This window comes from Candidatus Dechloromonas phosphoritropha, assembly GCA_016722705.1.
Lineage (GTDB): Bacteria > Pseudomonadota > Gammaproteobacteria > Burkholderiales > Rhodocyclaceae > Azonexus > Azonexus phosphoritrophus.
Window position 1 is genome coordinate 1,818,564 of sequence record JADKGN010000004.1, and the last position, 21,612, is coordinate 1,840,175.

Here is a 21,612-nt window from a genome sequence, read left to right on the forward strand (position 1 = left end):
GGATAGCAATTCAACTGCCCTTAAGGAAGGTATCTCGTACCTCCCGTGCTATACCGTCACCCTGCGCAAGCGGCGAAGGGTGGCTGACTCCGATACCGGCGCTGGGCGAAAAACTACCGCATGACAATACCAACCCACCAACCACCATCAGGCCCAATAAACCCGGTGTCAGAAAAGCCAAAGCCCGGTCGTGCAGACCGGGCCAAGCGTTTGATATTTTCTTTTCGGTGGAAAGTCACCGTCAACAGAGTGCACCTCTTCTCGCCCTGATCAGTCGCTGCCGGACCCGGCGGCCGCGCGCCGCAGGCGGTCGGCAACGGCCTCCCAGTCAGGCCGGTCTGGCAGCACTTCGACGACGATCAGGTCGGCGCCGGCGTGATCCATCTCGCGCAGCGCTGCGTACAGATCGTGTGCGTAGGCGACTGGATCGGCGGCAATCCGGCGCCCAAGATGCGGCATGGCGGCCAGTGGTTGCTGGCTGTGGGTAATAACCGCACAGCACATGCTATTCTTGTGCCGCTGTGTATGGAGAAAGTCGAGCAGGCGGTCGCCAGCAACCATGCGCATGGGCGTCCGCGGCGCGTAGTGCGCCTCCAGCGCACCAGGAACACGTGGTGCGCCGGCGGCGCCCTGGCGCGGCTGAATTCCGGTGACGGCCTCCAGATGGGCCGCCGAAATGTGGCCTGGGCGCAGGATGACCGGCATGCCGCGCGAGCAGTCGACAATGGTCGATTCGATGCCGACCGTGCATGGGCCGCCGTCGAGAATAAGCGCCACGCGGTCGCCAAGTTCCTCGCGGACATGCTCGGCTGTGGTCGGGCTGATATGGCCAAAACGATTGGCCGACGGCGCGGCGATACCGCCTGGCCCGCCGCCGGCGGCGAAGCGGCGTAGCAGTTCGAGCGCGACCGGGTGGCCGGGAACGCGCAAGCCGACGGTATTCTGACCCCCGGTCACGGTCGACGGCACCCAGGCCTGCTTTTTCAGAATCAGCGTCAGCGGGCCCGGCCAGAACGCTTCCATCAGTTCCCACGCCACCGCCGGAACCTGCTCGGCCCAGCGGTCGACCGCGTCATGCCCGCCGAGATGCACGATCAGCGGATGATCGGTGGGGCGGCCCTTGGCGGCGAAGATTCTGGCAACCGCCTGTGCGTTGGTGGCATCCGCCCCGAGGCCGTAGACCGTCTCGGTCGGGAAGGCAACGAGTTGGCCTGCGCGCAGCAGATCGACTGCGTGCGCCAAATCCGGGCTCATGGGCAGGAGTTGTCGTCAGCTGCGTTCAAGGCAGATCGGGAAGCGTCTTCGACAGCACCTTCTCGGTCTGGCGCTGGCGGAAATTTGCCAGCCGGGTGGCAACCTCGGGGTCTTCCAGCGCCAGGATGGAGACGGCAAACAGGGCCGCATTGAGCGCTCCCGCCTCGCCGACCGCGAAGGTGGCGACAGGAATACCGCCGGGCATCTGCACCATGGACAGCAGCGAATCGAGGCCCTGCAGGTGCTTCGAAGGCATGGGCACGCCGAGCACGGGAATCTGCGTCTTGGCCGCCAGCACGCCGGCCAGATGGGCGGCACCACCGGCCGCGCCGATCAGGATCTTGATGCCGCGCTCGCTGGCGGTTGCCGCGTAATCGAGGGCGGCGTCGGGTGTGCGATGGGCCGACAATACCCTGGCATCGTAGGGGATGTCGAAGTTTCTGAGGGTCTCGGCGGCTACCCGCATTACCGGCCAGTCGCTGTCCGAACCCATGATGATACCCACCAATGCTGTATTGCTCATGCCTTGCCTTCCTTCAAAAGATGATGATCTGTGAATTTCCAAGGGGGACAATCCTGGCTCGGGCCATGCGGAAACGCACCAGCCAGGCCTTTGTCAGCAGTCCGGCGTTTCAGTTCTCGGCGGCCTTTCTCTCCGCGGCTTCGATGGTGTTGGCGAGCAGCATGGTGATGGTCATCGGGCCGACGCCGCCCGGCACTGGCGTGATCTGGCCGGCAACTTCCTTGCAGCCGGCGAAATCGACGTCGCCGCACAGCTTGCCGTCCGGCAAGCGGTTGATGCCGACGTCGATGACGACGGCGCCCGGCTTGATCATGTCGGCGGTGACGAAGCGCGGCTTGCCAACGGCGGCGACCAGAATGTCGGCACGGCGGGTGTGGCCGGCCAGATCCCTGGTGCGCGAGTTGCAGACGGTGACGGTGGCGCCGGCGTTGATCAGCAGCAGCGCCATCGGCTTGCCGACGATGTTGGAGCGGCCGATGACGACGGCTTCCTTGCCGTTGAGGTCGATATTGCCCTTCTCGAACATCTTCATGACGCCATACGGCGTGCACGGAATGAAGCGCGGATTGCCCTGGGCCAGTGCGCCGACGTTCTCGGCGTGGAAGCCATCGACATCCTTCTCTACGGCAATCGCTTCGAGGACGGCTGCCTCGTCGAAATGCTTCGGCAAAGGCAGTTGTACGAGGATGCCGTGGATGGCCGGATCGACATTCAGCTCGGCGATCTTTTTCAGCACGATTTCCGGGTCGACCGCAGCATCGTAGGTAATCTTCTCGGAATGCATGCCGATCGCCAGGCAGCCATTGACCTTGTTGCGGACATAGACTTCAGATGCCGGATCGGCGCCGACCAGGATGACCACCAGGCCGGGTCGCTGCCCCTTGGCGGCCAGCGCTTCCACGCGCGCCTTGAAGCCCTGGCGCAATTCTTCAGCCAGGGCCTTGCCGTCGATTACTTGTGCCGTCATCGTCGCATCCAACAGAAATGAAAAAGGGGAAAGGCGGTGGCCTTTCCCTTTGAATTGGCGCGTATTTTAGCAGATTACGCGAATGCGGCTTCCGCAGCGCCGACCGCCGCGCGACCGGCCGCGAACGCCTTCCGGTTCAGTTCGACAAGCTTTTCGCCCTTGCGCTGGAAGCGCTTGAGCACGCAGTCGAGCAGCGTTTCGGCCGGAAACGGCAGGTGGTCGGCAATGGCGCCGAGCATGACGGTGTTGCCGAGGCGAATATCGCCAAGTTCCTGGGCGATCGACGTCGCATCGAAAGCGACGATTTTGCGCCCGCTCTTCTTGATCTCGGCCAGAGGATCGTCGGGGTAGTCGAAGAGGCCAAGCTCGACGACCGGCGGCACCAGACGCGCGGTATTCATCAGGGTAATGCCGTCCGGGCGCAGCATGTGTTGCCAGCGCATCGTCTCGGCCGACTCGAAACCGAGCAGCACGTCGGCGGTACCCGGCGTGATCTGCGGCGACAGCACGCGTTCGCCAAAACGCAGGTGCGAGGAGACGACCCCACCGCGCTGCGCCATGCCGGCAACTTCGGTTTTCTTGGCGTCGTGGCCCATCGCGATAGCGGCTTCGGCGAGAATTTCAGTGGCCGTCATGACACCCTGGCCGCCAATGCCGACGACGAGAATATTGGTGTTTTCGCTCATCTCAGACTCCGCAACCCTTGACCAGCGTGATCGGCGAAACCGGTACGTGATGGACGATGGCTCCCGGTGCACAGGGCTGCACGCACAGGGTGCAGCCAGTACACACCGAGGTTTCGATGCGCACGAAGGCGAGATCGACTTCGCGGCCGTTCGGCTTGATTTCCTTGCCGCGCCGCGTCACGTGGATGGCCGGACAGCCGACGTCGATGCAGTTGCCGCAACCGGTGCACTTGTCGTCGATAACCTCGAAGGGTTTCAGCTTGTGATAATCCTTGATCAGCACGCACGGCTGGTCGGTGATGATGACCGAGACTTCGGGTACTTTCACTTCGTCACGGATGGTCTTGAACAAAACCGGCAGTTCATACGGGTTGACGGTATGAATGCGCTCTTCCTTGACGCCCAGCGCCGCCACCAGTTTGGCGAAATCAACGCGTGACGCCTCTTCGCCGTAGATGTCGCGGCCGTTGCCCGGATTGTCCTGGCCGCCGGTCATGCCGACGGCGCGGTTGTCGAGCAGCAGCACCGTGACATTGCCTTTGTTGTAGACGATGTCGAGCAGGCCCTGCATGCCCATGTGCAGGAAGGTCGAGTCACCGATCACGGCAAGGATGCGCTTGTCCTTGTCGGCTTCGCCGCGGCCCTTGTCGAGGCCGAGCGCGATGCCCATCGAGGCGCCCATCGAGATGCAGGTGTCGAGCGCGTTCCACGGATGGCCGGCGCCCAGCGTGTAACAGCCGATATCGCCGGAAATGGTCAGGTTGCGCACCTGCGACAGCGTGTAATAGACGCCGAGGTGCGGGCAGGCGACACACATCGTCGGCGGCCGCGGAAAAACCTTCATTGGTGCGGTCGACAGCCCGAATTGGCCACTTTCCGGCACCTCCTCGCCGAGCAGGCGGGCGATTGCCGGGCGCAGCACGTTGGGGGACAGTTCGCCCTGCAGCGGCAGGATTTCCTTGCCGATGACTTTCAGCCCCTGAGCTTTGAGTTCGTTCTCGACCAGCGGTTCGACTTCCTCGACGACGACGACCTGATCGACCAGCGCCGCCAGTTGCCGGCACTTCGCGACCGGTACGGGGCACGAGAAGCCGAGTTTGAGTACTGGTGCGTCCGGGAAGGATTCCTTGACGTGCATGTAGGCCGGACCGGAGGCGATGAAGCCGACACGACGGTCGCTGCCCGGCTCGATGAAGTTCAGCTCGGAGGCTTCGGCCGCATCGCGCAAGGCTTCGGCGCGCGCGAACATCAGCGGAATCCGCTTGCCGGCGCCGGTTGGCGTCATGACCCAGCGTGCCGGGTCCTTCTTGAAACCCGCCGAAGCCTTCTCGCTGCGCTCGCCAACGGTAACCAGACCCTTGACATGGTTGATGCGTGTCGTCATGCGCAGGATGACCGGCACCTGGAAACGCTCGGACAATTCGTAAGCGTACAGCGTCATCGCGTAGGCTTCCTGCGAATCGGCCGGCTCGAGTACCGGGACATGCGCGAAGCGACCCCAGTAGCGCGAATCCTGCTCGTTCTGCGACGAGGACAGCCCGACGTCGTCGGCAATCGCAATGACCAGACCGCCGATCACGCCGGTCAGGGTCAGCGTCATCAGCGCATCGGAAGCGACATTCATGCCGACATGCTTCATGCAGCTGAAGGCGCGCGAGCCGGCGTAAGCGGCGCCGATGGCGACTTCCAGCGAGACTTTTTCATTGACTGACCACTCTGCATAGAGATCCGGATAGGTCGAAATCTCTTCCATCATCTCGGTCGATGGCGTGCCCGGATAGGCGGCGGCAACCTTGACACCTGCTTCCCAGACGGCACGGGCGACTGCTTCGTTACCAGACATCAGAACCCGGCTGGCGGCCGGTACGGGCATGACTGCAGCCATGACGACTCCTCGATCAGCAATACGAAACTCGCCATTATACGAAGCGGCGCAACCCGGCATTTGATTCATCGCAAGCCATGCCGCATTTATTCTCTGTGCGATACGGGTACGCCGGCCACATTCGGGGATCGGCAACCTCAAAGCACATCAGAGCGAACGCTACTGTCTGCGAATTTCCAACTCGGGAATTTACTCGCCCATATCGTCGAGCCGGATCGGCTTGGTGCGCCGACCAGGGTTGCGCGGCAAGAGCAGCGACAGCAGGCCGGCGACCAGAACAAAGGCCGTGGATGCCCAGAGGCAGGCGATCAGGCCATTGTTCGGCCCGCTTTGCACGCCCCACTGATACAGCGCTCCCGAGAGAACGGTGCCGGCAAGGCGGCCGGCGGCATTCGCCATGTAGTAGAAGCCGACGTTCATTGCCACCTTGTCGCTGTCGGTATAAGCCAGGATCAGGAAGGAATGCACCGCCGAATTCAGCGCAAAGACAACGCCGAAGGCGATCAGGCCGGCGACCACGACGATGCTCGGCGCAATGCTGGCGCTCAGGCTGAGGGCGATGCCGGCCGGCAAGGCGGCGAGGACGAAGGCGAGGATCGTCGCCGTCCGCCCGTCGGGTTCGTGTCGTCCCTCGACGCGGCTGCGCAGCAGGCCCGGCGTCGCCGCCTGGACGATGCCGTAGCCAATGACCCATACCGCCAGAAAGCCCCCGGACTGCCAGAAGGTCCATCCGAGAACGCTTGACAGGAAGACCGGCAGACCGACGACGAACCAGACGTCACGGGCGCCGAAAAGGAAGATGCGCGCCGCGGCGAGCTTGTTGACTACGCCGTTGCGGGAAAACATCTGGCCGAACTTGGCCTTCTTGTTGGCCTGCCCGAGGCCGCCGCGCATCAGGAGCGCGGCGAGGATCATGGTGCCGCCGACCAGCGCGACAAGCAGTTTGAGCGCGGTCTGGAAGTCGAGCACGGTCAGCAGCAGGCCGCCGATGAAAAAGCCGACGCCCTTGAGGGCATTCTTCGACCCTGTGAGTAGCGAGACCCAGCGGTAGAGCGTCGCCGAGGCATTTTCGGGAACGATCAGCTTGACCGCGCTCTTCGAACTCATCTTCGTCATGTCCTTGGCGATGCCGCTCAAGGCCTGCGAGGCCATGACCCAGGCGACGACCAGCCAGCCCTGCGGTGCGAAAGCGAGCATCGACAGCGCCACAATCTGGGTGCCGAGGCCGATGAACAGCGTGGTCTTGAGCCCGAAGCGGGCGCCGATGTAGCCGCCGAACAGATTGGTGATGATCCCGAATACTTCGTAAAAGATGAACAGCGAAGCCACCGCAAGCGGCGTGTAGCCGAGGTTGTAGAAGTAGAACAGCACCAGCATGCGGGTGGCGCCGTCGGTGACGGTATCGGACCAGTAGGCTGCGGTAACCAGCACGTAGTTGCGCAGGCCGGCCCGCGTGGAACTGTTCGCAGCTGCGGATGAGTCACTCATGCTGTTCCTCCATTGGGATATCGGTGCCCTGCAGGCCGTCGCCCGCCAGTTGCGGTCGACGGCCAAAAAGGCGGCAAATCAGGGAAGTGCGCCCTGGAGTGACGCGGCGACCTTGCGCGCGAGTTCGACGTAACGGTTCACGTAGCCCCACTCGTTGTCGTACCAAGCGTAGATCTTGACCATCGTGCCGTTGGTCACCAGGGTGTGCGCCGCATCTACGATAGCCGAGCGCGGATCGCCGCAGTAGTCGATCGACACCAGCGGCCGCTCCTCGTAACCGAGAATTCCCTTGAGCGGCCCTGCGGCAGCAGCCTTGAGCAGGCCATTGACCTCGTCGACCGTCGTCGGACGCTGCATCTCGAATACGCAATCGGTAATCGACGCGTTGAGCAGGGGTACACGCACCGCGTGGCCATCGAGCTTGCCTTTCAGTTCCGGGAAAATCAGCGCGATTGCGGTCGCCGAACCGGTCGTCGTCGGCACCAGTGACAGGCCTGAAGCACGCGCGCGGCGCAGATCCTTGTGCATCTGGTCGTGCACGCTCTGGGTGTTGGTCGAACTGTGGACGGTCGTGATCTGGCCGTGTGCGATGCCGATTGCCTCATGGACAACCTTGACTACCGGCGCCAGGCAGTTGGTCGTGCACGATGCCGCAGTCACGATGTCATGCCGGGCCGGGTCGTAAAGGTGGTCGTTGACCCCCATGACGATGTTCAGCGTATCGCCACCCTTGACCGGTGCGGCGACGATCACCTTCTTCACTCCCGCCGCCAGATAGGGCGACAGTTCCTCGACTGTCTTCCACTTGCCGCTGGCTTCGAGAACGATGTCCACCCTGGCAGCACGCCACGTCGCTTCCGCTATATCCCGGGAGGAGCTGTAGCCGATCGCCTTCCCGTCGACCAGCAGGCGCCCGCCACTCGTCCCGATTTCGTGCCGCCAGCGGCCATGCACCGAGTCGAATTCGAGCAGATGGGCGGCGGACTCCACCGGCCCGGCCGGTTCGTTGATATGCACGAACTCGATATCCGGGCAGTCCCATCCGGCGCGCAGCGCCAGCCTGCCCATGCGACCGAAACCGTTGATGCCGACCCTGACAGTCATTTCTCTTTCCTCCAGTTGGTGAGTGGCGCTCGCTTGGATGCCCAGCGAGCAAGATCGTTTGAACGCCACAGGCGACCTTGCCTGACTAACAATTCCATATTGCTGGAAATCTAAAAATAAGTAAACCCCTCGCGCTCGCCGGCTACGGAAAAAATCGAGGCACCTCGATTTGACGATTGGCTGGAGAATTGTGATTGTCGGAACTGGGTGCAAAAGTTTTGCGAGGTCGGCGATATTTCGGTATCTTTGGAAACATGAACAACACCGATGCCGTCACTGCGCTGGCCGCGCTGGCCCAGGACAGCCGCCTCGCCATTGTCCGGCTGCTCATTCAGAATGCGCCTGCAGGTCTGACCGTAGGTTTGATCGGCGAGCAACTCGAGTTGCCGGCACCGACGCTGTCCTTCCACCTGAAGACATTGAGCCACGCCGGCCTCGTCACGACCAAGCAGGAAGGTCGCTTCGTTCGTTGTCAGGCCGAGATGAGCAGGATCAACGTGCTGATCGGTTTCCTGACCGACAACTGCTGCGATGGGCGTCCTGAAATCTGTAACCCGCCTGGCAAGTACTGACTTTTCGCTTGGCGCAGCGAATCGACAATCAGGTTTAGCTTCCGCTGTCGACCACTGTGAAGGCGATCCCAGAATATTTCTTCAGGCGCTCGATCAGGCGGTCGCCAAAGAGGGTCGCCGGCGTCCAGAAGCCGCCGGGTTTCTCTGCCTTGGGCAGGTCGCGGGCGAGGAATGCTGCGGCTTGCGCGAGCATCTTCGACGTCGACCCGTAACCGGCGTCGCGGTCGCCGGTCACCTTGACCATGATGCTGCGGCCATCGTCAGTGTGGCCAAGGAAGCGCAGATCGTAGAAGCCTCGCTGCCGTGCTTCCGGGCTCGGGCCCGAGCCCGGCGCCGGCAGCACGAAGCGCTCGAGGGCCCAGCGCGCTGGGCCGATGGCGCCCGCAACCATGAAGCCGGCTAGTCCGGCGGTTATCCCCAGTGCCGTCATCCGGCCCTTGAGCCCGGGGCCCGCCAACATTGCCTCGTCATAGCGGAACCCGGCGCCGTAGGCTTGCTTCGTCAGGGCGTTGGTGCGCTGCACGATACGGGTGTTGATCGCACTCATGACAAACGGCGCCAGCCAGGCCTTGAAATCATCGTCGTATTCGGCAAATCTGACATCGGGCTGGCGGACCTGCGGCGCGTAGCCCTCCGGACAGAGCGAGTAGGGATTGGCGAGTTCCTTGCGCAGTTGCGGATCGGCGGCGGCTTCCTTGAGGACGTTCATGATGCTGGCGACAGTCCCTCCGGAGAATCCGCCACGCATCGCCTTGACCCGCATCTTGACGCGGCAGCAAGGCTGGCCGAAGCGCCGGATCGCCTCTTGCTGCAGGAAATGCACGCCGAGGTCGGACGGGATCGAATCGAAGCCGCACGAGTGGACGATGCGCGCCCCTGACTTGCGTGCCTCGTCTTCGTATCGGCTCAGCATGCGGCGGATCCATTGCGCCTCGCCGGTCAGGTCGCAGTAGTCCGTCCCGGTTTCCGCGCAAACCTTGACCAGTGTTTCGCCGTATAGCGCGTACGGACCGACGGTCGACACGACGGCTTTCGTCCCGAGACACATCGTGCGGAGCGCGGCTTCGTCGGCAGCGTCGGCGACGAGCAACGGTAATTTCGCCGCGTTCGGACCGAGCGAAGCGCGCAGTTCCTCGAGCCTGGCGACCGAGCGGCCGGCCGCCGCCCAATTGAGATCACCATGCGCGCCGAACTGCTCGAAGAGGCGGCGGGTCAGGATCTTCCCGACAAAGCTCGTCGCGCCGAAAACGATCAGGTCATGGTGAGGGGTAGCGGCGGTCATCGTGGCCAGAACTGAAAATCTTAATCCTAGTGTCGCTGGTCGGCCAGGCATCTGTCAATCAGAGGAGCCATCAGGGACGACCCATCCGCAAAACTTTGAACGGCCCGCCGGATGGGAAGCCCGGAGATCTGCCGGTAGGAGTGTAGAAATTATTTGGCCGATTTGTAGAAATTATTTGGCCGTTGTGTACAAATTATTTGGCCGCGTGCTTTTATGCTGCATAGCAGCATATCCATGCTATTTTATTCATTGTTGATATGACAACGCTACGCTTGAGTAGATCGCCATGGGAAATCTCCCTCCCGTAACCTGCCGCTTAAAATGTAAAGGGCTTTACTACTAAAGGCTATCCGGGTGGTGAATCATACAAACTCGTAAATAGCTTTAGGAAAGTCATGATGGAAGCCCGCGGCGACTACTAACGACAATCTTTGAACAGGAGACTTGAAATCCCGATGATCCGCCCCTATTATTAGCACTCAACGGTGACGAGTGCTAATAAATAGCCTTGCGCGTTCCCGGGCTTTACCCCGGCCCATTTTTATTGTCTGAACTACAAGGAGCCATCTCTATGAATATCCGTCCTTTGCACGACCGCGTCATTGTCAAGCGCGTCGAAGCCGAGCGCACCACCGCTTCCGGCATCGTTATTCCTGATTCTGCCGGCGAGAAGCCCGATCAGGGCGAAGTTCTGGCGGTCGGCCCGGGCAAGCGCGACGACAGCGGCAAGTTGAACGCCCCGGACGTCAAGGTGGGCGACCGGGTTCTGTTCGGCAAGTATGCCGGCCAGGCGGTCAAGGTCGATGGCGAGGAAGTTCTGGTCATGCGTGAAGAAGACATCATGGGCGTTGTGGTCGCTTAAGCGCCGTTCGTCCCCAACCACTGTTCAAATTAGGAGAATTCAATGGCTGCAAAAGAAGTCAAATTCGGTGATTCCGCCCGCGCCCGCATGGTCGAGGGCATCAATATCCTGGCCGACGCGGTCAAGATTACCCTTGGCCCGAAAGGCCGCAATGTCGTAATTGAGCGCTCCTACGGCGCCCCGACCATCACCAAGGACGGCGTTTCGGTCGCCAAGGAAATCGAACTGAAAGACAAGTTCGCCAACATGGGCGCCCAGATGGTCAAGGAAGTTGCTTCCAAGACCTCCGATATCGCCGGTGACGGCACCACTACTGCCACCGTGCTGGCCCAGGCGATTGTCCGCGAAGGCATGAAGTATGTTGCCGCCGGCATGAACCCGATGGATCTGAAGCGCGGCATCGACAAGGCGGTCGTCGCTACCGTTTCCGAACTGCAGGCGTTTTCCAAGCCGTGTACGACGTCCAAGGAAATCGCCCAGGTAGGTTCCATTTCCGCCAATTCCGATGCTGACATCGGCGAAATCATCGCCAATGCCATGGAAAAGGTTGGCAAGGAAGGCGTCATTACTGTTGAGGACGGCAAGTCGCTGGCCAACGAACTTGATGTCGTCGAAGGCATGCAGTTCGATCGTGGCTATCTCTCCCCGTACTTCATCAACAACGGCGACAAGCAGCAAGCCCTGATGGAAAATCCGTTTGTCCTGCTCTTCGACAAGAAGATTTCCAACATCCGCGACCTGCTGCCGATCCTCGAGCAGGTTGCCAAGGCCGGCCGTCCGTTGCTGATCATCGCCGAAGACGTCGATGGCGAAGCACTGGCCACCCTGGTGGTCAACAACATCCGCGGCATTCTGAAGACCGTTGCCGTCAAGGCTCCGGGCTTCGGCGACCGGCGCAAGGCCATGCTCGAGGACATCGCCATCCTGACCGGCGGCACCGTGATCTCCGAGGAGACCGGTCTTTCCCTCGAAAAGGCCGTCCTCAAGGATCTGGGCCAGGCCAAGCGCATCGAAGTCTCCAAGGAAAACACCATCATCATCGATGGTGCCGGCGAAGCAGCTTCCATCGAAGCCCGCGTCAAGCAGGTCCGCATCCAGATTGAGGAAGCTACCTCGGATTACGACAAGGAAAAGCTGCAGGAGCGTGTTGCCAAGCTGGCTGGTGGCGTTGCCGTCATCAAGGTCGGCGCCGCGACCGAAGTCGAAATGAAGGAAAAGAAGGCGCGCGTTGAAGACGCCCTGCACGCGACCCGCGCCGCCGTGGAAGAAGGTGTCGTCGCTGGCGGCGGCGTTGCCCTGATCCGCGCTCGTGCTGCCGTTGGCAAGCTGAAGGGTGACAACCACGACCAGGACGCCGGCATCAAGATCGTTCTCCGCGCCCTCGAGCAGCCGCTGCGTGAAATCGTCGCCAACGCCGGTGACGAGCCCTCGGTGGTTGTCGACAAGGTGCAGCGTGGCAAGGGTAACTTCGGTTACAACGCCACCACCGGCGAGTATGGCGACATGGTTGAAATGGGTGTGCTCGATCCGACCAAGGTCACGCGCACCGCGCTACAGAATGCCGCTTCAGTGGCCGGCTTGATGCTCACCACCGAATGTATGGTGGCCGAACTGGCTGAAGACAAACCGGGTGGCGGCATGCCGGACATGGGTGGTATGGGCGGCATGGGTGGTATGGGCGGCATGGGCATGTAATTCCCCTGCCCAGATCTTGCCGTTTGAGAAAAGCCCCGCTTTGGCGGGGCTTTTTGCTTTCCGCGGTCAACCGGGAAAAATCCCCGGATTTCAGGGGCGGCCTTGAGTGTGACTTTTGTAACGCTCCGTAAGTTTGCTGTAAGTAGTCCGACCTACATTACGCTCCGCAGCAATGCCTCCATAACCAATATTTGAGGAGCAAATCAATGCAAGACGTTATCGACCGGGTTAAAGCAAACCCAAAATTCCTCGAGTTCGTTGCCGTGCGCAACCGCTACTCGGTCATCATGACCATCGTCAGTGCCGCCGCCTACTACGGCTTCATTCTTCTGGTCGCCTTCGAGGGCCCTTGGCTGGGCACCAAGATGGGGCCGGGCATGACTACCAGCATCGGCGTGCCGATCGGCGTCGGCGTCATCGTCTTTACCATCATCCTGACCTGGATCTACGTGCGTCGCGCCAACGGCGAATTCGACGAAACCAACGCGAGGCTTATTGCGGAGGCGCGGAAATAACATGACTATCAAACATCTACTCGCGGCGGTCGCCGCGCTGGCCGTTGCCGGAGGCGCCATCGCTGCCGGCGCCGACCTCGGCAACACCACCAAGCAGGCCACCAACTGGACGGCCATTGCGATGTTCGCCATCTTTGTCGTCGGTACGCTCTTTATCACCAAGTGGGCGGCTTCCAAGACCAAGACGGTGGCCGACTTCTACACTGCCGGTGGCGGTATCACCGGTTTCCAGAACGGCCTGGCGATTGCCGGCGACTACATGTCCGCCGCCTCTTTCCTCGGAATTTCCGGCCTGGTGTTCGCCAACGGCTTCGACGGCCTGATCTTCTCGATCGGCTGGCTGGTCGGCTGGCCCATCATCACCTTCCTGATGGCGGAGCGTCTGCGCAATCTCGGCAAATTCACCTTCGCCGACGTCGCCTCCTACCGCTTTGCCCAGACCCCGGTACGCATCTTTGCCGCGACCTCGACGCTGGTTGTCGTCGCGTTCTACATGATCGCGCAAATGGTCGGCGCCGGTCAGTTGATCAAGGTGCTGTTCGGCCTGGAATATATCTACGCGGTGATTCTGGTCGGTTCGATCATGATGATGTACGTACTGTTCGGCGGCATGACCGCCACCACCTGGGTGCAGATCATCAAGGCCGGCATGCTGCTTTTCGGTGCCACCTTCATGGCCGGTGCTGTGCTCTGGCAGTTCGGCTTTTCGCCAAACGCGCTGTTCGCCAAGGCGGTTGAAGTGCACTCCAAGCACGACGCCATCATGGCGCCGGGTGCCTTGATCAAGGATCCGGTCTCCGCGATCTCGGTCGGCATGGCCCTGATGTTCGGTACCGCGGGTCTGCCGCACATCCTGATGCGCTTCTTCACCGTGCCGAACGCCAAGGAAGCCCGCAAGTCGGTTGCCTGGGCAACCACCTGGATCGGCTATTTCTACATCCTGACCTTCATTATCGGTTTCGGCGCCATCACCAATCTGATTCAGGATCCGGCTGCTTACTATGTGCCGAAACTAGTTAACGGCATCCAGGAAATCGGCGCCGACGGCAAGCCGTTGTGGGACGGACTGCGGGGCGGTGGCAACATGGCTGCCGTGCATCTGGCGCAGGCGGTCGGTGGTAACCTGTTCCTCGGCTTCATCTCGGCCGTGGCCTTCGCCACTATCCTCGCCGTGGTTGCCGGTCTGACCCTGTCCGGCGCTTCCGCCGTGTCGCACGACCTGTACGCCTCCGTGATCAGGAAGGGCCAGGTTTCCTCGGATGCCGAACTGCGCGTTTCCAAGATCACCACGATCTGCCTCGGCATTCTGGCGGTGGTTCTCGGTATCGCCTTCGAGAAGGAAAACGTCGCTTACATGGTGATGCTGGCCTTCGTCATCGCCTGCTCGGGCAACTTCCCGGTGCTCTTCATGTCGGTGCTGTGGAAGAACTGCACAACCCGCGGTGCCGTGGTTGGTGGCTTCGTTGGCCTTGCCTTGGCGGTGATCCTGACCATCGGTTCCGCCAGCGTCTGGGAACACGTGCTGCACAACCCGAAGGGCTCCGCCTGGTTCCCTTACAACTCCGCCGCCATCTTCTCGATGTCTGCCGCGTTCTTCACGATCTGGCTGGTTTCCATTCTGGACAACTCGGCTCAGGCCAAAAAGGAGCGTGCCCTGTTCCCGGCGCAGCAGTTGCGTTCGGAAACCGGCCTCGGTGCCGCCGGCGCTTCCGGCCACTAAGCAGACAGCGTAAGTCCCAGCAAAAAGCCCGGGTGGCAACCCTCGGGCTTTTTTACGTCCATATTCGAGCAATTTTCGCGGTCGACCGCATTGGCATGAAGCAATGGAGCAGGTCCCCGTTGGCGCGCCCTGGAGCGCAACAGCCTCCGTGCCATCCACGGACGTGTTGGTGAATCGCGCCAATCGCGAAGCCACGTTTTGTTAGACTTGTTGGGTTCTGGTGTGAAAAATGGTAGGGGGCGCCCAGTGCAGGATCGGGCTAACCCCCTGAGTCGCGGCCGAAGCCGCCGACTCCCAAGACCATAAAAGGAGAACAGCAGGCGTAGAATAGGGTGCGTGCCTTACAGGATTCTTACGCTGGAATGGACTTTTAGGCTTAAATGCGAATTCTTATTGCCGAAGACGATGCGATCATCGCTGACGGCCTTTCCCGGTCGCTTCGTCAAGGTGGCTGCGCGGTGGACTGGGCATCCAACGGGCTTGACGCGGACGCGGCTCTGTTGACTGTTGCCTATGACCTGCTGATCCTCGACCTCGGGTTGCCCAGGTTGTCGGGAATGGAAGTTCTGAAGCGTCTGCGCGCGCGCAACTCTTCGCTGCCGGTGCTGATCCTGACCGCGCTCGACGGCTCCGGCGACCGTGTCAAGGGACTTGATCTCGGGGCCGACGACTATATGGCCAAACCCTTCGACCTGGCGGAACTCGAGGCGCGGGTTCGCGCGTTGTGCCGACGCTCGGCGGGCACGGCGCCAACCATTCAATGCGGAGCGCTGGTCTACGATCAGGTTGGTCGGGTGGCGCAGATCGATGGTCAGGCACTCGATCTCTCGGCACGGGAAATCGGTCTCCTCGAGGTGCTTCTGACGCGTATGGGCCGCCTTGTCAGCAAGGATCAACTGGTCGACAAGTTGTGTGGCTGGGGTGAGGAAGTCAGCCATAACGCCATCGAGGTATACGTTCACCGTCTGCGCAAGAAACTGGAGGCGGGCGGGGTCAAGATAGCGACAGTACGTGGGCTGGGCTACTGCCTTGAACGCCCCCGGCCCGAATAGCCCGCCGACTTCCGAGAGCGAGCGCTCGCTTTTTGGCGAGATCCTCGACTGGATGTTGGCGCCCCTGCTCTTTGTCTGGCCACTGAGCATCGCGTTTACTCACTACTTCGCCAACAACGTTGCCAATTTCCCCTATGATCAGGCGCTGCGCCAGCACGTGAATGCCATTGCTCGTCAGGTCAAGCTTGTCGACGGCAAGCCCGTGCTGAGTCTGCCTGCGCCGGCACGGGCGATGTTGCGAGCGGACGAGACGGACAGCGTGTATTTTCACGTCATCACCCACGACGGCAAGCTGCTGGCGGGAGACGCCGATCTGCCGCCGCCTGATGCAGGGGCCGATCCGGCCGCGCTGCCGGGAGATATCTATTTTCGCGACCTGGAACTCAAGGGGCAGGATGTCCGGGTTGCATACTCCTATGTTGCTGACGGGAATATGCCGCGCGACCGCTGGGTGCTGGTCGAGGTCGGCGAGACGATGGAGAAGCGTACGCAACTGACCAACAAGATCGTCGCCAGCGTCATCCTTCCGCAATTCGTCATCATCCCGCTAGCGGTCATGCTGGTTTGGTTCGGACTGTCGCGGGGACTGCGGCCCTTGAACCGTCTGCGCAAGACGATCGAAGCGCGCGATGCGGCCGATCTTTCGCCGATTGCCACGCACGGCGTTCCCGACGAGCTCGAGCCGCTGGTCGAAGCCTTCAACGAGATGCTGGAGCGCATGAAGCGCAACGTCGAGGTGCAGCAGCGTTTCGTTGCCGATGCTGCCCACCAGCTGCGCACGCCGCTCACCGGCCTCAAGACGCAGGCCCAGTTTGCCATTCGCGAGGCGGATCCGGCCGCCCTGCGTCATGGCTTGCGCCAGATAGCGGTCGGTGTCGACCGGGCCACCCGACTCGTCAACCAATTGCTTACTCTGGCCAGAACAGAAGGTCTGGAGACAGTCCAGCAGAGCCACGCACCGCTCGATCTTGCGCGGCTGATGCGAGATGTTGTCGAGGAGTGGGTCGCCATCGCGCTCGAAAAAAGGATCGACCTTGGCTTCGAGGCGCAGGATGTCACGATGGTCAGCGGAAACCCTCTCCTGTTAAAGGAACTGGCCAAAAATCTGCTCGATAACGCGCTGAGATATACCCCGGAAGGTGGCCATGTAACGTGCAGGGTCATGGCGACGGGGAATGTGACTGTTCTCGAGGTGGAGGACGACGGCATCGGCATTACCGAGGAACAGGCCGAGATGGCGTTCGAGCGTTTCTTCCGGATCGACAATGCGGCGGGCGAAGGCAGCGGACTGGGGCTGGCCATCGTTCGGGAAATTGCCACCCAGCATGATGCCACGGCCCGGCTGCGTCCCAATCCTTCGGGCCAGGGAACCGTTGCCCGGGTGGCATTCCATACGTGGCAGCCGCCGCCGCCACCGATGCCGATTCCCGATGACTTCTCCGAACTCTACCGGCAATCGCCGCCGATCGGAACCTGACCTCACGTTTTTAACAGCCTGTATTGCGGCTAGGCGGTCACCTCGCTATAATCCTTCCTCCCGAGGCCAATTAGCTCAGTTGGTAGAGCAGCGGATTGAAAATCCGCGTGTCCGTGGTTCGATTCCGCGATTGGCCACCAAATATTCAAGCACTTAGCCCACTTTCCTGAGTGGGCTTTTTGCTTTCTGGCTTCCGTGTAGCCACCATGTAGCCAATTTCTGTCAATGCCTATCGATGCTCAGGCAGGACCAGAACGAAAACGCGGCTCAAGTCCATGCGATGCCGTAGGCCGCGTGCGGGACTGGCTGCGCGATCACCACATTGGGATTCTCAACGTCGCCGGTCCGCGCGAATGCAAGCGGCCGGGTATCTATCGGGCGACGCTGGCATTTCTGGATTGGTTGGCTTGACGTCTCGGTGCGGCCAGCGCCGACTTTCCGATTTCACGAAACAGACTTAACCCTCGCGGCTCAGGTCATCAAGTGCGGAAGTTGTGACTCATCTGACAATGATTGCCAGATCAAGTCCAGTTTTCAGCAATTCATTTCATGCTTTCCTAGTTGCCTTCGTTCGCTCAGGGTTCCCCCCATTTTGCCCGCAGCACCCGATTGTCGATGCGCAACTTGTCGGCTTCGATCTGGAGCATCACCGCCGGCCCAATAAAGCGTTTGGTCAGATTCCGGAACAGTTCCTTCGCGGAAATGCTGACCTCGCCAATCCAGTTTCCACGCGCCGGGCAAAACAGTTCGGTCTCCTTGGCAACAATCCGTAGCTGCCCCGGCAGACTGGAAAACTTCACCAAGTAATCTTCTTCCGCCCAATCGTGCTGCTTGTCGATGTAGTTCAGGCTGTGCCGCAGGAACTCCCTTTCTGCCCACAGTGTTGGCGGTGGTGGAATGAGCCGCTTGAGTTCGCCCTGGTAATCGAGCCACTGCTTACCCAAACGAAGACAGGAGTCTTGCGGTTCCCTATCCCCGAAAACTTCGGTCCAGAGACGATAGATCGTCGCCATCAACTCGATGGGCGAAGTAGGCGAGAACACAAGAGTCTCATGGGGCGGTGTCGCGGTGTTCTTCTCAACCCGCCCGTCTCGGGACAGCATGTAGCACCCGATCCAGGTACCGATCGAAAACTGGATTCCATCGAATTCCCGGAGATGAACGTCGTTCTTGCCCACGAAGCCCAGTCTGGGAATGATTTCATCGACGGCGCATTTCTCGGTCACTTCCTGGGGAAAGTTGGGATGGGTCAGTTTGCTCATGGCAGTTTTCCTTGGTCGACAGCGTCATCATCCCCGAAATCCTCTTGAAGCAATTCCTCCACTATTCGCTCGAACAGCTTCGCCAACGCCTTTTCCCGCATCGCCATCGCCTGATCCTCCGGCACATCGAGCAGTGTCAGGCATCGCTCGCCAATCGCCCCGCGAAGGTATTCCTCGCCGTCGGCACCAAGCAGCGGCATGGCGAGCATCTGCACATCCCACCGGACGCCCTTTCCACCCAGGCATGGCAGGCGCGGGTCATCTGGGTAACCGACGACGAAGACGGTCTTCCCGAGATTTTCGGGGCGCCCGCCGCTGATCAGGGCAATACTTTCCGGCTTCATCGTCGTCATAGTGGCAATTCCGATCCGCGAAGCGACTTTGCTCAGGCTACCCAGACCAACCGCTCATTACTCAACTCTGACTCGCCCGACCACCGGTAAGCCACCAGTGGCCCGGCCTTGCCGGCACCGAAGTCAAGCACCGCCACCGTCGGACTCTGCACGCCGGGCGTCCCGGTCAGCCAGTAGTGGCCGACGAAGGTCGGCACGTTGTCCACCGCGCCGAGCTTGACGTCGTCTGGCAGCAGGATGTCGGGTATCCGCTCGCGCTCTCCTTCCGGTACGAGCGCCGCTGCCCGGTATCCCGTCGCACTGTCATCCCACCAGCGCACCCGAATATCCTTGCGCGGCGCACCGTTGTGGTCAAGGAAGAAGCAGTCATCTGGCAGCCTGATCTCGTAGCCCTTGGTCACCGCTTCCATGGCTTTCCATGGCTCACTACCTTTGCGGAAGGACTCGATCATGAACGACTCGTCCAGCCTGCCCGTGGCATCCATTGCTTCACCAACCTTGGCGATACTCTCCGGATTCCACCAGGCATGGCAGACCCGGATGTTGCCGAGGTCAATGAAGGGCGGCAGGGTCTTGAACCAGTCGACCAGCTCCTTATGGAGATCCGAGTCACAACCGACCTGAGCCAGAAACTCCCTATGCTCCTTGACCTTGTTTTCGGTACGTGGCCGCAACCAGTCGCCGTTTTCCGGATCACGGGTGGCAAAGCCGATGGCGTTCCATTCGTGGTTGCCCAGAATCGTCCGACCACTGCCGGCCTCGGTCATGTTGCGGACAATGGTCAGCACCTCGACTTGCCCCGGCCCGCGATCGATCAGGTCACCAAGAAAGAGCGCCATGCGCCCCTGCGGGTGACACCAGGTGCCGTCTTTGATCCGGTAGCCCAGCTTCTTGAGCAGCGCTTCCAACTTGCCGATCTGCCCGTGTATATCGGCGATGATGTCGTAGTCCATGAATTGCCTCCGTAACTTCGTTGCATTACACTACGAACTATAATTTACTTCGTGGCTATATACAACTATGTCGAACAAAATATCCGCATCAGGGGCAACGACTGTTGCGCCGATCTACCCGATGCCCTTTGTGCGCATCGAACTGGTCGTCCTGTCCATCGTCGACGGGAGGCTGTCGGCCTTGCTCGGCAAGCGCACCGGGGAACCGCATGTCGGGCAATGGGCGCTGCCCGGCGGGGTGTTGCGTATTGACCGGGATCGGGATCTTGACGATGCAGCGCAACGGGTGGCGATGGAACGATTGGGTACGAAGCTTCCTTTCCTGCGTCAATTGACGGCGGTCGGCAGCAAGGACCGAGACCCGCGGGCGCCTTGGGCTTTGAGTATTGCCTTTCGCGCGATGGTGCCGGTCGAGTCGATCGCCCCAGCGGCTGGCAAGCGCATAGAGGCACTGCAATGGCGAATTGCCGATGAGGCTGCGACTGACAAAACCCTAGCGTTCGATCACGCAGCGCTGATACAGACGGCGGTCGACGCAACGCGGCGGGAAATTGACGAGTTGCAGTTGCCGTTCGGTTTCCTGCCAGAGCAATTTACGCTTGGGGAACTTCAATCCTGCTGTGAGGCGCTGCTCGGCCATCGACTGGACAAGTCGAGTTTCCGGCGGCGACTGGATGACCGTGAAGTCGTTGAAGCGATTCCCGGCGAAATGAAAACTGGGGCGTTCAGGCCCGCAAAACTATTCAGGAGACGCCGGGATTCGTCTGATTGATCGTCGCGGGCAGTAATGCCAACAATTGGTAGGTGCGCAGATTGGCCTGATACAGCGTGACGCCGGTAGCATCCGCTGCGGCCGATAGCTTTTGCAGGGCGGCAGAAATGTGGGCGTCGGAATAGCCGCGCCTTTTCAAGTTGTCCCGCAGTAGCGCCGTCTCGATATTGCGGTTGTCCTCACACCTGTTCCACTCACCGAGGTAACGGTAGCCGAGGCAGTCGGGACGCGCCGGATCGGTGAACAGGGCGATAACGCGATTCTGCGTGCGGCGTTCGGAACGGGGTTGTTCGAGCATGAGTTTTAGAAACAGGTTAAGGGAATATGGGGATAAGCTGCGTACATTGCAGGGCGGTTGTAACGTGCTGTTGGTGCATTGTGTGGCCAATTGGCGCGCACGTGCGCTCGCCAAGGACAAGGATGGCGTCCTCCCTTGGACATCATCATCTCTTCAATCTGATCACCCATGACACCTAACATAGCCGCCATCGCGTCAATTTCCTCGCAATATGCCTGATAACTTCCGCATGTATTCAGATTCGATACCGCAACCCCACTCATCCGAACAATCCGCTTGCCGGTCAACAGATTCATCGATTTTCCCGTCCACTGGTCCATGATGTAGAAATCCGGATCGGGACTAAAAAAGTAAAGCAGTTTGGTGAAATAAGCTGGTCCGAGACCTGGCACCGCCCCAGCGCCGAGAAACAAGTTATAGGCGGCACATCGCGGCAGGCCACCTGCACGCAGCGCGCTTAGCCTATTGGCTATTGCCGCATTCGCATTCCACGCCGCCGCGACATGGTTAGCGCCGCCCGGTCGAGCACCTTGACTGCCCCATGCCATCGCGCACGCATAGCCAAACAATACCGGGTTCGCCGGATTCTGGCAGATGGCACGCACTGCGGCGCGATCCAGACGATGTGTCGGCAGCGGGATCGTGCCCGCAGGCACCCCGGCCAAGCCTCTATTTGCAACCCAAGTTGCCGGGATGTATCCAATCGGCCCAGCGGGAGCGTGTGCGATGGCAGCGAAGACATTCCAGTGAGGAATTTGGTAGGGAGGTGGCATATTTGATTTGGTAGTCGGAGTTATGAGAGTCACGCCCTCACGACGAAGCGATCATGCAACATTCTTTGAATGAACGCCCTGTTCTTGGCCAGCCAATAGGTAAGCAGGGGCAATTCCGC

General features: G+C 60.7%; 21 protein-coding genes, 1 tRNA gene and 1 pseudogene. 10 read left to right on the plus strand and 13 right to left on the minus strand.

The annotated features are described in order from the left end of the window. Positions 1-270: 270 nt before the first annotated feature. The 7 genes from IPP03_14565 to IPP03_14595 all read right to left on the minus strand — a co-directional run bounded on the left by IPP03_14565 (position 271) and on the right by IPP03_14595 (position 7,907). Positions 271-1,254, minus strand: coding sequence for a threonylcarbamoyl-AMP synthase (locus tag IPP03_14565; GenBank protein MBL0353810.1), 984 nt, complete (start codon positions 1,252-1,254; stop codon positions 271-273). 25 nt (positions 1,255-1,279) lie between these two features. Further along, positions 1,280-1,777, minus strand: coding sequence for a 5-(carboxyamino)imidazole ribonucleotide mutase (gene purE, locus IPP03_14570; GenBank protein ID MBL0353811.1), 498 nt, complete (start codon positions 1,775-1,777; stop codon positions 1,280-1,282). Between the two features lie 109 nt (positions 1,778-1,886). Next, a complete protein-coding gene (gene folD / locus IPP03_14575) occupies positions 1,887-2,744 on the minus strand; it encodes a bifunctional methylenetetrahydrofolate dehydrogenase/methenyltetrahydrofolate cyclohydrolase FolD (GenBank protein ID MBL0353812.1) in 858 nt (285 codons plus the stop codon). 74 nt (positions 2,745-2,818) lie between these two features. Then, the gene (locus tag IPP03_14580) at positions 2,819-3,430 is read right to left on the minus strand and encodes an indolepyruvate oxidoreductase subunit beta (protein MBL0353813.1); all 612 of its coding nucleotides are present in this window, start codon (positions 3,428-3,430) and stop codon (positions 2,819-2,821) included. 1 nt (position 3,431) lies between these two features. Further along, positions 3,432-5,315 (minus strand): 4Fe-4S dicluster domain-containing protein, encoded by a 1,884-nt coding sequence (locus tag IPP03_14585; protein MBL0353814.1) that lies wholly within the window; start codon positions 5,313-5,315, stop codon positions 3,432-3,434. A 189-nt stretch (positions 5,316-5,504) separates the two neighbouring features. Further along, positions 5,505-6,803: an organoarsenical effux MFS transporter ArsJ gene (arsJ, locus tag IPP03_14590; protein ID MBL0353815.1), complete on the minus strand. Its 1,299-nt coding sequence runs from the start codon at positions 6,801-6,803 to the stop codon at positions 5,505-5,507. A 78-nt stretch (positions 6,804-6,881) separates the two neighbouring features. Beyond that, positions 6,882-7,907, minus strand: coding sequence for an ArsJ-associated glyceraldehyde-3-phosphate dehydrogenase (locus tag IPP03_14595; GenBank protein ID MBL0353816.1), 1,026 nt, complete (start codon positions 7,905-7,907; stop codon positions 6,882-6,884). A gap of 254 nt (positions 7,908-8,161) precedes the next feature. Here IPP03_14595 and IPP03_14600 point away from each other — a divergent pair, with 254 nt between their 5' ends. After that, positions 8,162-8,479 carry a helix-turn-helix transcriptional regulator gene (locus IPP03_14600; protein ID MBL0353817.1) on the plus strand — a complete coding sequence of 106 codons (318 nt, stop codon included), beginning with the start codon at positions 8,162-8,164 and terminating at the stop codon, positions 8,477-8,479. 34 nt (positions 8,480-8,513) lie between these two features. On the opposite strand, the gene IPP03_14605 is transcribed toward IPP03_14600, so the two are convergent. Continuing rightward, positions 8,514-9,761, minus strand: coding sequence for a saccharopine dehydrogenase NADP-binding domain-containing protein (locus IPP03_14605; protein MBL0353818.1), 1,248 nt, complete (start codon positions 9,759-9,761; stop codon positions 8,514-8,516). Between the two features lie 571 nt (positions 9,762-10,332). Between IPP03_14605 and IPP03_14610 the strand changes: the two genes are divergently transcribed. The 8 genes from IPP03_14610 (at position 10,333) to IPP03_14645 (ending at position 17,493) form a co-directional block, all read left to right on the plus strand. After that, the gene (locus IPP03_14610) at positions 10,333-10,623 is read left to right on the plus strand and encodes a co-chaperone GroES (GenBank protein MBL0353819.1); all 291 of its coding nucleotides are present in this window, start codon (positions 10,333-10,335) and stop codon (positions 10,621-10,623) included. Positions 10,624-10,665: 42 nt separating this feature from the next. Next, positions 10,666-12,318 (plus strand): chaperonin GroEL, encoded by a 1,653-nt coding sequence (gene groL, locus IPP03_14615; protein ID MBL0353820.1) that lies wholly within the window; start codon positions 10,666-10,668, stop codon positions 12,316-12,318. A 206-nt stretch (positions 12,319-12,524) separates the two neighbouring features. Beyond that, positions 12,525-12,833: a DUF485 domain-containing protein gene (locus tag IPP03_14620; GenBank protein MBL0353821.1), complete on the plus strand. Its 309-nt coding sequence runs from the start codon at positions 12,525-12,527 to the stop codon at positions 12,831-12,833. A 1-nt stretch (position 12,834) separates the two neighbouring features. Next, complete coding sequence (locus IPP03_14625; GenBank protein ID MBL0353822.1) at positions 12,835-14,553, plus strand: cation acetate symporter; 1,719 nt, start codon at positions 12,835-12,837, stop codon at positions 14,551-14,553. Positions 14,554-14,933: 380 nt separating this feature from the next. Then, positions 14,934-15,605 (plus strand): response regulator transcription factor, encoded by a 672-nt coding sequence (locus IPP03_14630; GenBank protein ID MBL0353823.1) that lies wholly within the window; start codon positions 14,934-14,936, stop codon positions 15,603-15,605. A gap of 52 nt (positions 15,606-15,657) precedes the next feature. Beyond that, on the plus strand, positions 15,658-17,082 hold the full coding sequence (locus IPP03_14635) for a sensor histidine kinase N-terminal domain-containing protein (protein ID MBL0353824.1): 1,425 nt from the start codon (positions 15,658-15,660) through the stop codon (positions 17,080-17,082). Between the two features lie 64 nt (positions 17,083-17,146). After that, positions 17,147-17,222 (plus strand) — tRNA-Phe (locus IPP03_14640). 85 nt (positions 17,223-17,307) lie between these two features. Further along, entirely contained in the window at positions 17,308-17,493 is a 186-nt protein-coding gene (locus IPP03_14645) for a hypothetical protein (GenBank protein ID MBL0353825.1), read from the plus strand. 164 nt (positions 17,494-17,657) lie between these two features. Here IPP03_14645 and IPP03_14650 read toward each other — a convergent pair whose 3' ends face one another. From IPP03_14650 to IPP03_14660, 3 genes are read right to left on the minus strand one after another with little or no spacing between them, the layout of a single operon-like run. After that, a complete protein-coding gene (locus IPP03_14650; GenBank protein ID MBL0353826.1) occupies positions 17,658-18,344 on the minus strand; it encodes a hypothetical protein in 687 nt (228 codons plus the stop codon). Next, complete coding sequence (locus IPP03_14655) at positions 18,341-18,697, minus strand: hypothetical protein (GenBank protein MBL0353827.1); 357 nt, start codon at positions 18,695-18,697, stop codon at positions 18,341-18,343. The genes IPP03_14650 and IPP03_14655 overlap by 4 nt, the downstream gene beginning before the upstream one ends. A gap of 32 nt (positions 18,698-18,729) precedes the next feature. Beyond that, positions 18,730-19,650 (minus strand): metallophosphoesterase, encoded by a 921-nt coding sequence (locus IPP03_14660; protein MBL0353828.1) that lies wholly within the window; start codon positions 19,648-19,650, stop codon positions 18,730-18,732. 181 nt (positions 19,651-19,831) lie between these two features. Between IPP03_14660 and IPP03_14665 the strand changes: the two genes are divergently transcribed. After that, positions 19,832-20,422, plus strand: a complete 591-nt coding sequence (locus IPP03_14665; GenBank protein MBL0353829.1) for an NUDIX hydrolase — start codon at positions 19,832-19,834, stop codon at positions 20,420-20,422. 19 nt (positions 20,423-20,441) lie between these two features. Here the strand turns inward: IPP03_14665 and IPP03_14670 are convergent. Beyond that, positions 20,442-20,720: pseudogene (locus IPP03_14670) on the minus strand (hypothetical protein). 5 nt (positions 20,721-20,725) lie between these two features. Further along, positions 20,726-21,376, minus strand: a complete 651-nt coding sequence (locus IPP03_14675; protein ID MBL0353830.1) for a hypothetical protein — start codon at positions 21,374-21,376, stop codon at positions 20,726-20,728. Positions 21,377-21,612 lie beyond the last annotated feature (236 nt).

What these genes read in the sequence shown, in the direction of transcription:
- IPP03_14580 (MBL0353813.1), bottom strand. Translation starts at nt 3,430, where the DNA reads ATGAGCGAAAACACCAATATTCTCGTCGTCGGCATTGGCGGCCAGGGT.
- IPP03_14585 (MBL0353814.1), bottom strand. Translation starts at nt 5,315, where the DNA reads ATGGCTGCAGTCATGCCCGTACCGGCCGCCAGCCGGGTTCTGATGTCT.
- IPP03_14605 (MBL0353818.1), bottom strand. Translation starts at nt 9,761, where the DNA reads ATGACCGCCGCTACCCCTCACCATGACCTGATCGTTTTCGGCGCGACG.
- IPP03_14645 (MBL0353825.1), top strand. Translation starts at nt 17,308, where the DNA reads ATGCCTATCGATGCTCAGGCAGGACCAGAACGAAAACGCGGCTCAAGT.
- IPP03_14635 (MBL0353824.1), top strand. Translation starts at nt 15,658, where the DNA reads ATGTTGGCGCCCCTGCTCTTTGTCTGGCCACTGAGCATCGCGTTTACT.
- IPP03_14620 (MBL0353821.1), top strand. Translation starts at nt 12,525, where the DNA reads ATGCAAGACGTTATCGACCGGGTTAAAGCAAACCCAAAATTCCTCGAG.
- IPP03_14610 (MBL0353819.1), top strand. Translation starts at nt 10,333, where the DNA reads ATGAATATCCGTCCTTTGCACGACCGCGTCATTGTCAAGCGCGTCGAA.
- folD (MBL0353812.1), bottom strand. Translation starts at nt 2,744, where the DNA reads ATGACGGCACAAGTAATCGACGGCAAGGCCCTGGCTGAAGAATTGCGC.
- IPP03_14595 (MBL0353816.1), bottom strand. Translation starts at nt 7,907, where the DNA reads ATGACTGTCAGGGTCGGCATCAACGGTTTCGGTCGCATGGGCAGGCTG.
- groL (MBL0353820.1), top strand. Translation starts at nt 10,666, where the DNA reads ATGGCTGCAAAAGAAGTCAAATTCGGTGATTCCGCCCGCGCCCGCATG.
- IPP03_14630 (MBL0353823.1), top strand. Translation starts at nt 14,934, where the DNA reads ATGCGAATTCTTATTGCCGAAGACGATGCGATCATCGCTGACGGCCTT.
- IPP03_14625 (MBL0353822.1), top strand. Translation starts at nt 12,835, where the DNA reads ATGACTATCAAACATCTACTCGCGGCGGTCGCCGCGCTGGCCGTTGCC.
- IPP03_14655 (MBL0353827.1), bottom strand. Translation starts at nt 18,697, where the DNA reads ATGACGACGATGAAGCCGGAAAGTATTGCCCTGATCAGCGGCGGGCGC.
- arsJ (MBL0353815.1), bottom strand. Translation starts at nt 6,803, where the DNA reads ATGAGTGACTCATCCGCAGCTGCGAACAGTTCCACGCGGGCCGGCCTG.
- IPP03_14660 (MBL0353828.1), bottom strand. Translation starts at nt 19,650, where the DNA reads ATGGACTACGACATCATCGCCGATATACACGGGCAGATCGGCAAGTTG.
- IPP03_14650 (MBL0353826.1), bottom strand. Translation starts at nt 18,344, where the DNA reads ATGAGCAAACTGACCCATCCCAACTTTCCCCAGGAAGTGACCGAGAAA.
- IPP03_14565 (MBL0353810.1), bottom strand. Translation starts at nt 1,254, where the DNA reads ATGAGCCCGGATTTGGCGCACGCAGTCGATCTGCTGCGCGCAGGCCAA.
- purE (MBL0353811.1), bottom strand. Translation starts at nt 1,777, where the DNA reads ATGAGCAATACAGCATTGGTGGGTATCATCATGGGTTCGGACAGCGAC.
- IPP03_14600 (MBL0353817.1), top strand. Translation starts at nt 8,162, where the DNA reads ATGAACAACACCGATGCCGTCACTGCGCTGGCCGCGCTGGCCCAGGAC.